The sequence below is a fragment of the Streptomyces sp. NPDC048523 genome (assembly GCF_043199815.1).
In the GTDB taxonomy this organism is placed as follows: Bacteria; Actinomycetota; Actinomycetes; order Streptomycetales; family Streptomycetaceae; genus Streptomyces.
This window is the reverse complement of record NZ_JBICWQ010000001.1, coordinates 516,440-529,327: the sequence shown is the minus strand read 5'-3', so window position 1 is coordinate 529,327 and position 12,888 is coordinate 516,440. Positions and strand designations below refer to the sequence as shown.

Genomic DNA, 12,888 nt, shown 5'->3' with positions numbered 1-12,888 from the left:
GGACAGGGCCATGGGGGACATACGCAGACGGGGTGCCATCGCACTCGGCATCACCGGACTCGTCGCACCGCTGACACTCGTGCTGGGCGCCGCGCCCGCGCAGGCGGCGAGCTGCACCACGCAGGCGGGGCCGTACCAGAAGAAGGTGGAGAAGTTCCTGGGCCGCCCGGTCGACGGCAGGCAGTCCGCCGCCGACTGCAAGGCGATCAAGGCCTTCCAGACCAAGCACGGCATCTCACCGAACATCGGCTACGCGGGGTCCGTCACCTGGGGTGTGATGGACCTGATGAACAAGCAGAAGGCCGTCGGCTCGAACCCCAACCGGGACGGCAAGTGCCCGACGAACAAGGGCCGCATCGCCTGTGTGAACCTCACCCTCCAGCTGAGCTGGATCCAGGACGGCGACCGGCTCGTCTACGGCCCCGTCCCGGTCCGCACCGGCCGCGACGGCTACGAGACCCGCACCGGCCTGAAGAAGATCTACTGGCGCGACATCGACCACGTGTCGAACATCTACAACGTGCCGATGCCCTACAGCCAGTTCTTCGACGGCGGCCAGGCATTCCACTCGGTGAACCTCAGCATGTGGAACCCGCCGGGCTCGCACGGCTGCACCAACATGACCCCCAAGGACGCCAAGAAGTACTGGTCGCTCCTGAAGAAGGGCGACGACGTCTTCGTGTACGGCCGCAAGCCGGGCACCTGAGACACCAGGCGCCCGGCGCGAGGGCACGGTCACGCGTCAGGCGCGTCCCCGAAGTCCGGGATCTCCAGCCTTGCCCCGCCCTGCCGCGCGGAGTCGTGCGCGACGATGCCCGGCAGGGTGTAACGGGCCGCCACCCAGGCGTTCACCGACGGCAGGGTGCGGGAGTTCACCGCGGTCACGAAGTCGTCCACCAGGAAGTGGTGGCTGCCCTCGTGGCCGTTGTGCAGGTGGTCGAACTCCCGCGGCAGGCGCGCCCGGTCGTGCACCGGCGCCGACCCGGACGTGAACGCGGCCCGCAGATCCGGTGCGATGTGCTGGAGTGAAGGGTCGTCAGGAGCCATGGTGGGCTTGGGCTCCAGGAGTTCGCTGATGTCCTGCACGCCCTTCTTGTCCTGCCAGAGGGCGACCGTCGCGAGCTGCTCCATGCTCGCCTCCGTGCCGAAGAACCGGAAGCGCGACTCCCTGATGTGGGAGGGGTAGCCCACCCGCCGGAACTCGTTCGTACGGAACGATCCGCCGCCCGCCACCTCGAACAGCGCGGTCGCGTTGGAGAAGTCGTTGCCGAACTGGCTGACCTCCTTGTCGAACACCCCGTCTCCGCGGTCGTCGACCACACCGATCGCCGACACGCTCACCGCGTGCGTCTGCCAGGCGCCGAGCACCCCGCCCACCGAGTGCGTGGGGTAGAGCAGCGGGGGATAGCTGGCGGTCTCCTTCCACTTCTCGCCGCCGCTGTACTGGTACGCCTCGTAGAACCCGAGGTCCATGTCGTGGACGTAGTCGCCCTCGGCGTAGAAGAGCCGCCCGAAGGTGCCCTCGGCGATCCGGTTGCGGGCGTGCACGGTCGCCGGGTTGTACTGACTGGTCTCGCCCATCATGTACGTCAGCCCGGTCGCCCGGACCGCGTCGATGATCGCCGCTATCTCCTCGGTGGTGATGGCCATGGGCACCGCGGAGTACACATGCTTGCCGGCGTTCAGGCCCTGGAGCACCAGGGGGCCGTGCGTCCAGCGCTGGGTGAAGATCGCGACCGCGTCGACCTCCTTCGACTCCAGCATGGCCTCGTACGTGGGGAAGGTGCCGGCCAGGCCCTGCGCCGAGGCGAGCTGCCCGGCCCGTTCGGGCAGCAGATCGGTGACGTAGACGTCGCCGACCCCGGGGTGGGCCTGGAACAGCGTGGCGAACTGGCCGGAGAACTGGCCGGCGCCGACGATGCCGAGGGAGAACGTCATGCGGGGTGTGTCCTTCACTGGTCGCGGGATCACTGCGAGAGGATCAGGTTGATCTGGTCGTTGGTCTGGTCGAGGCTGCTCACGGACCTGCCGTTGCCGAAGATGTCCTGCATGGCGGGATGCATCAACGCGTACACGTCCGCGGCGTAGTTGGTGATGGGGTAGGAGAAGGTCGTGAAGTCCTTCTTGTCGGCGACCGGCTTCGTGAAGGCCGTGACGTCGATCCCCTTCTTCTTGTAGGCGGCCACGGCGGCCGCGGTCCCGTCAGGGGTGGCGGGGAAGACGATGCCGTAACCGCCCACCGTCCTCTGACACTCGTCCGAGGAGAGGTACGTCACCCACTTGCGGGCGCCCTCCTTGTTGCGGGCGTTCTTGGTGATGGAGTCGGCGAGGCCGTTCATCATGGTGGCGCGTTTGCCGGTGGGGCCTTCGGGGGTGACCGCGGTGCGCATGTCGAGGCCCTTGAACCCGGCGTACGTCGAGATCATCCATGCCCCGTCGAAGGCGGTGGCCGCCTTGCCCGCCGCGACCTGGGTGTTGGCCTGGTTGGACTGGGAGTTGTAGTCGGTGAAGGGCGCCATGTACCCCTTCTTCGCCAGTCCGAAGTACCACTTGACGGCCGACTGGAAGGCCGGGCTGTCGTACCGGTACTTCGTGCCCCACCGCTTCTTGTCGGTGTAGCTCCAGCCGGCGGAGGCGGTGAAGGTGCTCCATTGGGTCTGGCCGTCGCCGTCGCCGCCGCCGTTGGTGGCGAGGCCGTACACCTTGACGTTGTTCTTGTCGAAGCCCGGCTCGTCGCCCCGCTTGCCGTTCTTGTCGACGGTGAGGTGGGCGACGGCCTTCTCGAAGCTGCCGCCGTCCTCGGGGTTCCAGGCGAGGTCGTTCAGCTGGGCCGCCGTGAGTCCGGCCGCGTCGGTCAGCTTCTTGTTGTAGAAGAGGGCGACGGTGTCCCAGTCCTTGGGGGCGCCGTAGCGGTGACCGTCCTGGCCGATCCAGTTGGCCGCGAGCCCGGGCTGGTAGGCGGAGTCGTCGATGCCCAGGTCGTCGAGGGGTTCGAGGACCTTGAGGTCGGCGAACTGGCCGAACTTCTGGATGTGGTCGGTGAACACGTCCGGCTCGGTGCCCGCGATGAAGCTCGCGGTGAGCTTGGTCCAGTAGTCGTCCCAGCCCAACTGGGTGATCTTCACGTGCAGTCCGGGGTTCTGCTGCTCGAAGGCCTTGGCGCAGGCCTGGTAGGCGGGCTGCTGGTTGGAGTCCCACAGCCAGTACGTCACCGTGTTCGAGGAGGACCCGGCGGAGCCGCTCCGCGCACACCCCGTCAGACAGAGGGCCAGTGCGCCGGCCAGCGCGGTCAGCGTACGAAGTCGCATCACAAGTCCCTCACTTGATCCCGGTGAAGCTGATGGTGGACACGATGCGGCGCGCGAAGAACCCGAACAGCGCCAGCATCGGCAGCGCGGCGATGAGCGTCGCCGCCATGAGGCCCGACCAGTCGACGCCGGACTGCGGGGTCTGGGCCCGGAAGATGGCCAGCGCGACGGTCAGGACGCGTGAGTTGTCGCTGTAGGACACCATCAGCGGCCAGAAGTAGTCGTTCCAGGACGTGATGTACGTCAGCACGGCCAGGGTCAGCACCGGCGCGGAGGCCATCGGCAGCAGCACCCGGAAGAAGATCCGCACCTTACCGGCGCCGTCCAGCAGGGCCGCCTCCTCGACCTCGCGGGGCACGTTCATGAAGAACTGGCGCAGGAAGAACACCGCGAACGGGGTCATGAACATCGTCGGCAGGGCGATGCCCAACAGGTTGTCGATCAGGCCGAGTTCCTTGATGAGCACGAAGTTCGGCAGCAGCGTGAAGATGGTCGGCACCATCAGCCCGGCCAGGAACAGCGCGAACACCTTGTCACGGCCCCGCCAGCGCAGCCGGGCGAAGGCGTAGGCGGCCATCGCGGAGAAGAAGATCTGGCAGACCGTCACCAGGGTGGAGACGATCACCGAATTGAGCAGATAGCGCCAGAACTTCAGTCCGCCGCCCGCACCGCCCTGCGCGATCGCGTCCTTCGTGGACTCCAGGCCCAGGGCGCGGGCGAATCCGGTTCCGGTCGGGTCCACCGGCAGCGGATCGGAGGCGTGGGCGGCGAGGCCCGAGTTGGTGGACAGCGCGGTGCGCAGGATCCAGTAGAACGGCAGCAGGGTCACGAGCACGATCGCGCCCATCGCCGTCCAGGCCAGGACCCGGCCGGGGGAGAGGGGACGGCGCCCGGTGGGCCGTACACGTGTCGTCGTGGTCGTGGTCGCGGTGGTGGTCACGGCGGTCATGTCGACTCCTTCCGGGTCAGCCGAGATCGGTCTGGCCGGCCCGGGTGAGCCGGTACTGCAGGACGGTGATCGCACTCAGCACGACCAGGAGGGCCACCGACATCGCGGACGCGTAGCCGAACTGGAAGCGGCCGAAGGCCGATTGGTAGATGTAGAACTGGAGCACGTTGGTGGCGTTCGCCGGGCCGCCCGCGGTGGTCACGGCGACCGTGTCGAACACCTGGAACGAACCGATCACCGTCATGATCAGCACGACCGCCAGAACCGGCCGCAGCAACGGCATGGTGATCCGCCAGAACATCCGCCACTCGCTCGCGCCGTCCACCTTCGCCGCCTCGTACATGTCGTTCGGGATGGCCATGAGCCCCGCGAACAGCAGCAGCGCGGTGTAGCCGACGTGCCGCCACACGTTGATCAGGGCGATCGTCGGGATCGCCCAGGTCTCGTCGGCGAGGAAGGGGATACGGTCGAAGCCGAGCCCGGCGATGATCTCGTTGCCGATGCCGAGCTGGTTGTCGAGGATCCACAGCCACACCAGACCCGCGACCACGTTCGACATCAGATACGGCGTGAGCACGATCCCGCGCAGCACCGGGGACTGCGTCAGGCGCTGCAGGAGCACGGCGATGGCGAGGGCGGACACCGTCTGGACGCCGATGTTGATGACCACGTACTCCACGGTGACCTTCAGCGACTCCCAGAAGATGGGGTCGTGGATCATCCGGTCGTAGTTGGCGAGGCCCACCCACTCCGCCGGGGTCAGCAGGTTGAAGCGGGTGAAGCTCAGATAGATGCCCCGCAGCGTCGGCCAGAGCAGAAAGACCACGAAGCCCACCAGGGCCGGGGCGATGAACACCGCGGCCAGGCGCCCGTCGCCCCCGTTCGCCCCGCCGGAGCTCCGCTGCGTGCCCGGTTCGGTCCGTGGCCCCTCGGCGCCGCTGAGCGGCAGTCGCGACGGAGGGCTGCTGGAGGCGATGGTCATCGGGAGACTCCCTCGTCTTCGGTGGCTCGTCCTCGGCCACTTACTTTTGCCGCGAAAGAATCCATGCGTCAATACCTCTGCAAACATCTTTTCAGGGCCGTTGCTGGAGCCTTAGTCTGGCCGTGTTGATTTTATGGCGAAAGAAATCATGTGGGAGTCTGACCTTCATGACCGCAGTTGCCGCCAGCTGGCTACCCCTGAGCGCCGGTGAGCGCTCGGTGGCGATCGAGGTGCTCGTCCACGGCCCGCTGTCGCGCACCGAACTCGCCCGCCGCCTCGACCTCTCCGCGGGCAGCCTCACCCGCCTGACGAAACCGCTCATCGAGTCGGGCCTGCTGATCGAGGTCCCCGAGGCGGGCACCCCGGCCGAGGTGCGCCAGGGGCGCCCCTCGCAGCCCCTCGACGTGGTCGCCGACTCCCGCTCCTTCATCGGCTTCAAGATCACCGAGGACATGGTCTACGGCGTCGTCACCACCCTCAGGAGCGAGATCGTCGCCCGCCACGACCGCTCCCTGACCAGTCACGACCCCGCCGAAGTGGCCGACCTGCTCGCGGAGATGACGAGCGAACTGGCCAGCGCGTACCCGCGGCTCGCCGGTATCGGCATCGGCGTCGGCGGCTTCGTCCAGGAGCGTGCCGTGGTCGGCGAGTCCCCCTTCCTGCACTGGCGGGACGTCCCCCTCGGTGAACTCGTCGAGGAGCGCACGGGGTTGCCGGTGGTCGTCGAGAACGACGTCTCCGCCCTCGTCGAGGCCGAGACCTGGTTCGGCGCCGGCCGCGGCCTCGACCGCTTCGTCGTCCTCACCATCGGCGCCGGCATCGGCTACGGCCTGGTCCTCGGTGGCCGGCGCGTCCCCTACGCCGAGGAGGACCGGGGCTTCGGGCGACACTGGATCATCGACCCCAATGGGCCGCTGACGCCCGACGGCAACCGCGGCAGCGCCGTCTCCCTGCTCACCATCCCCAACATCCGCTACCAGGTGCAGGCCGCCACCGGCCGCGACCACACCTACGAGGAGATCCTCGCCCGCGCCGCGGCGGGCGACCCCATGCCCGCCCGCGTGATCGACGAGGCCGGGCGCGCCCTCGGTGTCCTGGTCGCCCAGATCGCCAACTTCGCCATGCCGCAGAAGATCATGCTCGCCGGAGAGGGCGTCGGGCTGATGGACGTGGCAGGCAAGACCGTCGAGGACACGATCCGCTCCCACCGCCATCCCCTGGCCGCCCCGATCGATCTGGAGACCAGGGTGTCGGATTTCCACGACTGGGCCCGCGGAGCCGCCGTACTGGCGATCCAGGTGCTGGTCCTGGGTGTGGCCGAAGTGTGAAACGGGTCACCAAGTGTGAATCTGGCCGCACCCCTTGACATCCGGCGCCTTGACAGGCGGACGTGATCAGTAACACGGTCCCGGTATGTCCGTCTCTGATGGGATTACTCACGACGCCTTCACTTCCAGGGCCGTATGCTTCACACCATGTCCACCACTGTTGAACCCGTGACCGATCGATCGGCCGACGAGGTCAACGAGGAGATCCGGGCCCTGTGGCGCCGGGCGGGCGGGACACTGAGCGGCGAGCAGCGTGAGGAATACCAGCGCCTCGTCCTGGAGTGGGCCGCCGCCGCTCCGCAGCCGGTCCGGGCGGCCTGACCCCCGCGTACCGCGCGGGGTATCACCGCCCCGTCCCTGGGCACCCCTGACGGGATGGGCCCTCTCCTCGCACTGGCCTCAGCGGTCTGCTACGGCATCGTCGACTTCTCCGGCGGCCTGCTGTCCCGTCGCGTCCACTTCGCCGCCGTCACCCTCCTCGGTCAGATCGGCGGCCTGCTGCTCGCGACCACCGCCGCGCTGCTCCTGCCCGCTGACGCCGTACATCCCGTCGACCTCCTGTGGGGTGCTCTGTCGGGCATCGGCAGCGGCGCCGCCATGCATTTTCTCAACCGCGGCCTCAGTCACGGCGCGATGAGCGTGGTCGTACCCGTCAGCGCCGTCACCGGGGTCGGCCTCTCCGTGGTGTGCGGCGTGGCGCTCGGCGACCGGCCGAGCGCCGTGGCCTGGCTGGGGATCGCCCTCTCGGCGCCCGCGCTGTGGATGGTGTGCGGTGGCGGTGGCGGTACCGACGAGGGCGGAGGAGTCCCCGACGGGCTGGTGGCCAGTGCCGGTGTCGCGCTCCAGTACATCGCCCTGGCGCAGGCCGGTGCCTCCAGCGGACTGTGGCCGGTGGCCGCGGGGCGGGCCGCCGCCGTACTCGTGCTGCTGCCCGCTGCGGCACGGCATCCCCGGCGGCTGCGCCTGCCGCGCGTGCGAGCTCTTCAGGCCGTGCTCGTCGGAGCGGGCGCCGCCCTCGGGCTCATCCTCTATCTGCTCGCCGTCCAGCGGCAGTTGCTGGCCGTCGCCGTCGTCCTGGCCTCCCTCTACCCGGCCCTGCCCGTGATCCTCGGACTCGCCCTGCTCCACGAGCGACTGGGCTGCAAGCAGGTGGTGGGCCTCCTGGCGGCCGGGGTCGCGACGGTCCTGCTCAGCCTGGGATGAGGAAGGGCGGGCGGGGCTCAGCCCCAAGTCGCCGAGTAATAGCGCTGATACGCCTTGCGGTCCTGTTCCGAGCGGATGTACCGCGTCGCCACCAGCGCGATCAGACTTCCCCCGACGACCAGCAGACCGGGCCCGACGTTCCGGGTGTCCGTGAGCCGGCTCAGCAGGGGCGTGCCCTCGGCCCCCTGCACCGCCGCCGCGGAACCGGGAGAGGCGGCGCCGGGAGCGATCGATCCCTGCGCCTGCGCCGAGGTGGCCGACGGAGCGGGAGACGCCCCGCCGGTGGCGGCCGGGTTCGACACGATCAACTGCATGCCGAGCTCCTTCAGCACCTTCGTCACCGGCTGGAAGAACGTCGTACCGCCCTGGGTGCAGTCACCGCTGCCTCCCGAGGTGATGCCGAGCGCGATCCCCTCGGAGAACATGGGACCGCCGCTGTCCCCGGGCTCGGCGCACACGTTCGTCTCGATCAGCCCGGTGACCGTGCCCTCCGGGTAGTTCACCGTCGAGTTGACGCCCGTGACCTGACCGTCGCGCAGCCCGCTCGTGCTGCCGCTGCGGAACACCCGCTGCCCGATGGACGGATCGCCCGCACCGGTGATCTGCACGCCCTTGCCGTTGCCGATGAACACGACCCCGGCGCCGTCGCCCGCCTTCCCGTTGGCGTACTGCACCAGCGAGAAGTCGTTGCCCGGGAAGCTCTGGGTGACCGTCCTGCCGAGCTGGTTGGTGCCCCCGGTGTCCGCGAACCAGACCGACCCGGTGGGACCGCAGTGCCCGGCCGTGAGGATGAAGTCGCTCTGGCCGTTGGTCACGTTGAAGCCGGCCGAACAGCGTCCGCCGGTCGACAGGATGGGCTGCGCGCCGTTCAGGCGGGGAGTGAAGCTGCCTTCGGTGCGCTCCATGCGGACGAAGCCGCCGATACCGTTCGCGACCTGTGTCATCGCGGCCCAGTCGGACGCCGAGACGGTGCTGTCGCCCTGCACGACCACCTCGTTGGTCCGGTAGTCCATGGACCAGGCGGTCCCGGCGACCCGGGGCGCCGAACGCAGCGTCTTCGCCGCGGACTTGAGCTCGTCCATGCTGTGCCCGACCATCTTCGCCCTGGCCCCCGCCGCGCGTACCGCGGCCGCCGCCTGCTCGTCGGTGACCGCGACGACCGGCTTGCCGTCGGCGCCGATCCAGGTGCCGGCGGTACGGGAGCTGCCGAGCCGCGACACAAGATCCGCGCCCGTCTGCCCTGCCTTCATGGCGTAGGTGTGCGGCACGGCGGTGGTCGCGGGAGGCTCGCTCGCGACGGCTCGCGTGACCATCACACCTCCCAGGAGGAGTCCGCCGACTGCCGCCAGCCGTGTCACTCGCCGGACGACCCGTCGTCGTGCGTGCCTCATGCATGGCTCCCGAACCCGAACAAGCGGTGCCTGGCACCGCAGGGCCCTCCGGTCGTTGAGTGCCCTCCTTCCATACGCGGCCCGGCCCGGGCGCGTTCACGACAGCCGGTGATCCGGTACGGCGGGATCGCCCCGAGGCGCCTCAACCAGCCATGCGCGCAGCGGTGTTGGCCGGTCCACGTGCATCCGGGCCCCCGGTTTCGATGAGCACGTCGGCCAACTGCACGGACTCGGCGCTCGCGATCCCGTCACGGCAGGCCACGCCGTCGCCCCCTGTGCCGTGCTCCACGACCAGGCACCCGAGCCGCGCCCGCGCGCGGACCGCACTCCATTGCCTAGACTCTCGTCATGGATGACACGCCGCTGGAGCGGCTCGGCGCGGGCAAGTACCTGCTGCTCACCAGCTTCCGCAAGAACGGCACGCCGGTCGCCACCCCGGTGTGGGTGGTCCGCGACGGGGACGCGCTCGGCGTGTGGTCGGCCGCCGACGCGTGGAAGGTGAAGCGGATCCGGGCCCGCGGGGACGTCCTCGTCGGCCCCTGCGACGCGCGGGGCAACCCGACCGGCGACCAGATGCCGGCCACGGCGGAGATCTGCGACACGGCGACCACCGCCCGCTACCGAAAACTCCTGGCCAGCAAATACGGCGTCGTCGGCCGGCTCACTCTCCTCGGCAGCAGGCTGCGGCGGGGGCTGGACGGCACGGTCGGGATCCGCGTGACCCTGTGACGTGCGGGGCCCGGTCATCCGGGCCCCGCACCACAGGCTCAACCGCGCGAGAGGGGACTCACGGCCGGTCGAGCACCGTGCCGGTCAGCGCCGGCCTGTCGGGCAGCGGCTCGGCGTTGCGGTCGGTCAGCGCGATACGCATCGACTCGGTCGGTTCGGCCACCTGGTCCCGCACGGTCGGCGTGACGAAGTCCACGCTGGTGCTCCCGGGCGGGATGTTCAGCCACACCCACAGGTTCGCGTCGGACAGCCGGCGCTCGGGGTCGGGCACGTCACCGGACCAGTCCTTGAGCCACTGCGGGTCCACGTCCTTGGTGGACAGCTCGGTGCCCCCGGTGACCGGAAGCACCCGCACCGGCTGCCAGATGTCGACCACCGAGGGTGCGTCGATGGACAGCCGCCAGGTCAGCGTCTCTCCCTCGGTCACCCGGTCCGCGACCGGCGACAGGGTGATCACCGGCTCGGGGTCGTCGTTCTCGACGGTGAGCCCACCCCGGTGCTTGCCGACGACGGTGCCCCGCACGGCCTTGACCGCGATGTCGTGCTGCACGTCCTCGCCGTAGACCGTGTCGCCCTTCACCTCGACCGGCACGTCGATCGCGTGGCTGCCGGGCCGGACCGTCACCAGCCTGCTCCGGGCCCGGCCGCTGTCCGGTTCGAGGACGTACACCCGGACCTGGCCGCTGCCGTGCCCGGAGATCCTGACCGGGACGCGGTAGGTGCGGGTGCCCGAGTCGCCCTCCTTGACGATCGTGCGGCCCACGTCGACGCGGGGCAGCGCGGCCGCCTTGACCGCGGGAGTGCCGGGCGCCCAGCCCCAGGCGTCCATCAGCCAGGCCCGCCCGGACCGCGAACGGGGTGTCAGCTCAAGGGACATGACGTGCCGGAGATCGAGCCCGGCCCGGGTCGCCGCCGTCAGCGGGACCCGCAGCTCCTGAGCCCAGTAGGACGCGGTCCTCGCGGAGCCCGGCAGGCCCGCCACCGTGGCCCGGCCCAGCGTCACCCGGCGGTTGGCGGAGTCGGTGACGGACACGTCGAACTTCGTGCCGGTCGTGTTCGGCGGTACGAAGACCCGCAGTGCGAGCTTCTGGGAGCCGTGCAGGGAGAGCGGCTTGGCGGGGGTGACGCGCGCTGCCGTGCCCGGCGCGGACCACTTCAGGGCCACCGCGCTGCGGCCGGTCTCCTTCTCCGTCTCCCACCACGCGAAGTGCGGGGACGAGCCAGGGGTCTCCGGGTCCAGACAGGCCACGGCCGGGTTCGGATCGATCGCCGAGCACAGCCGGGCGCCGGTCACCTTGGCGCCGGCGTCCGGCAGGAAGCCGCCGCTGCGGCGACCGCCGACCGCGTGGGTCAGCACCCGCGCCGGATCGGCGGACGGGGCCCGCCTGCCGGAACCGTCGAGCAGCGGACGCACCCGGTCGTCACCGGCGAGGAAGAGCCGGGCCGCCGCGGCGATGTAGGTGGAACCCGCCTTGTGCTGCTGGGCGGCGGTCAGCCGGGTCGGGGCGCCCGGCGTGCACACCGGGTCGGTCTGCTCCGGGTCGGTTCCGAAGTCGTCCTGGGCCGGGGCCTCGGCCGTGCCCGGAGTCCACTCGCTGTTGAAGTAGTTGTGGTTGGCGCCCACCACGTAGACCGCGCTGTGCAGCGCGGTGCCCCGGCTGACACCGCGGGTGCCGTCGACGAAGTCCTCGCCCTGGAGGTCGGAGACATCGCCGTCGCAGCCCGGCAGCAGGGTCACGGACGGCACGTCGGCGACCGGATTCTGGCCGAAGATCGTCGGTCCGATCAGGACGGTCCCGCGTATTTTCCAGCGCACCGGCCCCCGGTAACCGTCCTCGGCGGCGGGCGGCGGGTACAGGCTGTCCATGGCGGCCCGGTTGACGCCCTCGCCGCCGCGCGAGTGGCCGACGAGCAGGACCCGCGAGAGGTCGGCCTTCGGCGCCTGGCGTACGACGGCCGGGGCGGTGGAGCGGTGGGCGGTCCAGTCGGCCCAGCGGGCGAGGTGCTGCCGTACCAGCGAGGAGCGCGCCTGCGCGCCGGCGTCCTCGGGCTGCCAGTCCTGGGCGTTGATGCCGTTGGCCGAGATGGACACGGTCACATAGCCCTGCGAGGCCAGGAGTTTCTGGTCGCGCAGATAGCCCTTGTCGCTGGGGATCGGCTTGTAGCCGTCCGCGCAGGGCCAGTCGATGGTCACGTCGTCCTCGCTGCCCGGCTTGTAGCAGGTCGCGTGACGGCCGTGCAGGAACAGCGCGAGCGGCCGGCTGCCGGTGGCACCCTTCGGGGCCACCACCTGGGCACGCATCTCGACCGGGGTGGCGAACCCCGGCAGGCGCACGGGGGCGAGGTCGTACGAGCCGCTGACCGTGCGGTACGAGCCGGGCTTCCCGGGGTCGACACCGTTCGCCGGTGCCTGCGCGGGGAGCCGCACCCCTGGTGCGCCGGACTCGCGCGGCTGGTCGGCCGCCGCGTCCAACCGGCGTCCCGCGGCGGTGACTTGCAGGTCGGTCAGTGCGGTGGATCCGGCTTCGTCGAGGGAGAGCCGGAAGGTCCGCCCGTCCTTCGCCGGTTTCGGCACACCGAGCAGCCGGTCCCCGGCGCGGAACTCGACGCGTGCGTCCCCCATGGGCACGGACTTCGGCGCGCGCCAGACCAGCTCACGCGCCCCGTGCTCCCCGTCGATCCGCCATCCCGGCGGAAGTCGGTTGTCGTCCGTAGTGCTCAACAACCGTGTCTGAGAGGGCTGTTGAGCCTGTGCCAGTCCGGGCGAGCCCGCCAGGGCCGCCACCACCGCCACGGCGGTCACACATATTCGCCGGGCATGGATCAATGGTTCTCTCCTCAAAACCCCGTGCGCAGGCGTCCCGTCGGTCCCGGGAGCCTCTCGCGTCACCTAGGACGAGAGGGAGGCGTCTGTGGGTTGTCTGTGAGGTGCCGTGGATCGCGGAACGGGAACGCGAACAAGCCACTGAAGGCGCGGGGACTAGCGGATCACCGGACG

At 70.1% G+C, this 12,888-nt stretch carries 11 protein-coding genes; 5 read left to right on the top strand and 6 right to left on the bottom strand.

Annotation, left to right across the window (positions count from 1 at the left end; translation table 11 throughout):
• Window positions 1-10 precede the first annotated feature (10 nt).
• The gene (locus ACGFWE_RS02455; RefSeq protein ID WP_352384953.1) at window positions 11-706 is read left to right on the top strand and encodes a L,D-transpeptidase; all 696 of its coding nucleotides are present in this window, start codon (window positions 11-13) and stop codon (window positions 704-706) included.
• Between the two features lie 29 nt (window positions 707-735).
• On the opposite strand, the gene ACGFWE_RS02450 is transcribed toward ACGFWE_RS02455, so the two are convergent.
• From ACGFWE_RS02450 to ACGFWE_RS02435, 4 genes are read right to left on the bottom strand one after another with little or no spacing between them, the layout of a single operon-like run.
• The gene (locus ACGFWE_RS02450; RefSeq protein ID WP_393597285.1) at window positions 736-1,938 is read right to left on the bottom strand and encodes a Gfo/Idh/MocA family protein; all 1,203 of its coding nucleotides are present in this window, start codon (window positions 1,936-1,938) and stop codon (window positions 736-738) included.
• A 29-nt stretch (window positions 1,939-1,967) separates the two neighbouring features.
• On the bottom strand, window positions 1,968-3,308 hold the full coding sequence (locus ACGFWE_RS02445; RefSeq protein ID WP_393597283.1) for an ABC transporter substrate-binding protein: 1,341 nt from the start codon (window positions 3,306-3,308) through the stop codon (window positions 1,968-1,970).
• Window positions 3,309-3,318: 10 nt separating this feature from the next.
• A complete protein-coding gene (locus ACGFWE_RS02440) occupies window positions 3,319-4,257 on the bottom strand; it encodes a carbohydrate ABC transporter permease (protein ID WP_393597281.1) in 939 nt (312 codons plus the stop codon).
• 16 nt (window positions 4,258-4,273) lie between these two features.
• Window positions 4,274-5,239 (bottom strand): carbohydrate ABC transporter permease, encoded by a 966-nt coding sequence (locus tag ACGFWE_RS02435; protein WP_393597279.1) that lies wholly within the window; start codon window positions 5,237-5,239, stop codon window positions 4,274-4,276.
• 167 nt (window positions 5,240-5,406) lie between these two features.
• On the opposite strand from ACGFWE_RS02435, the gene ACGFWE_RS02430 reads away from it, so the two are divergent.
• The 3 genes from ACGFWE_RS02430 (at window position 5,407) to ACGFWE_RS02420 (ending at window position 7,770) form a co-directional block, all read left to right on the top strand.
• Window positions 5,407-6,567 carry an ROK family protein gene (locus ACGFWE_RS02430; protein ID WP_393597277.1) on the top strand — a complete coding sequence of 387 codons (1,161 nt, stop codon included), beginning with the start codon at window positions 5,407-5,409 and terminating at the stop codon, window positions 6,565-6,567.
• 135 nt (window positions 6,568-6,702) lie between these two features.
• Window positions 6,703-6,888 (top strand): hypothetical protein, encoded by a 186-nt coding sequence (locus ACGFWE_RS02425; protein ID WP_007386663.1) that lies wholly within the window; start codon window positions 6,703-6,705, stop codon window positions 6,886-6,888.
• A 54-nt stretch (window positions 6,889-6,942) separates the two neighbouring features.
• Window positions 6,943-7,770 (top strand): EamA family transporter, encoded by an 828-nt coding sequence (locus ACGFWE_RS02420; RefSeq protein ID WP_393597275.1) that lies wholly within the window; start codon window positions 6,943-6,945, stop codon window positions 7,768-7,770.
• A 17-nt stretch (window positions 7,771-7,787) separates the two neighbouring features.
• On the opposite strand, the gene ACGFWE_RS02415 is transcribed toward ACGFWE_RS02420, so the two are convergent.
• Window positions 7,788-9,161 carry a S1 family peptidase gene (locus tag ACGFWE_RS02415; RefSeq protein ID WP_393597273.1) on the bottom strand — a complete coding sequence of 458 codons (1,374 nt, stop codon included), beginning with the start codon at window positions 9,159-9,161 and terminating at the stop codon, window positions 7,788-7,790.
• Between the two features lie 348 nt (window positions 9,162-9,509).
• On the opposite strand from ACGFWE_RS02415, the gene ACGFWE_RS02410 reads away from it, so the two are divergent.
• Entirely contained in the window at window positions 9,510-9,890 is a 381-nt protein-coding gene (locus ACGFWE_RS02410; RefSeq protein ID WP_352384968.1) for a PPOX class F420-dependent oxidoreductase, read from the top strand.
• Between the two features lie 58 nt (window positions 9,891-9,948).
• Here the strand turns inward: ACGFWE_RS02410 and ACGFWE_RS02405 are convergent, their stop codons facing one another.
• Complete coding sequence (locus ACGFWE_RS02405) at window positions 9,949-12,717, bottom strand: hypothetical protein (protein ID WP_393597271.1); 2,769 nt, start codon at window positions 12,715-12,717, stop codon at window positions 9,949-9,951.
• Between the last annotated feature and the right edge of the window lie 171 nt (window positions 12,718-12,888).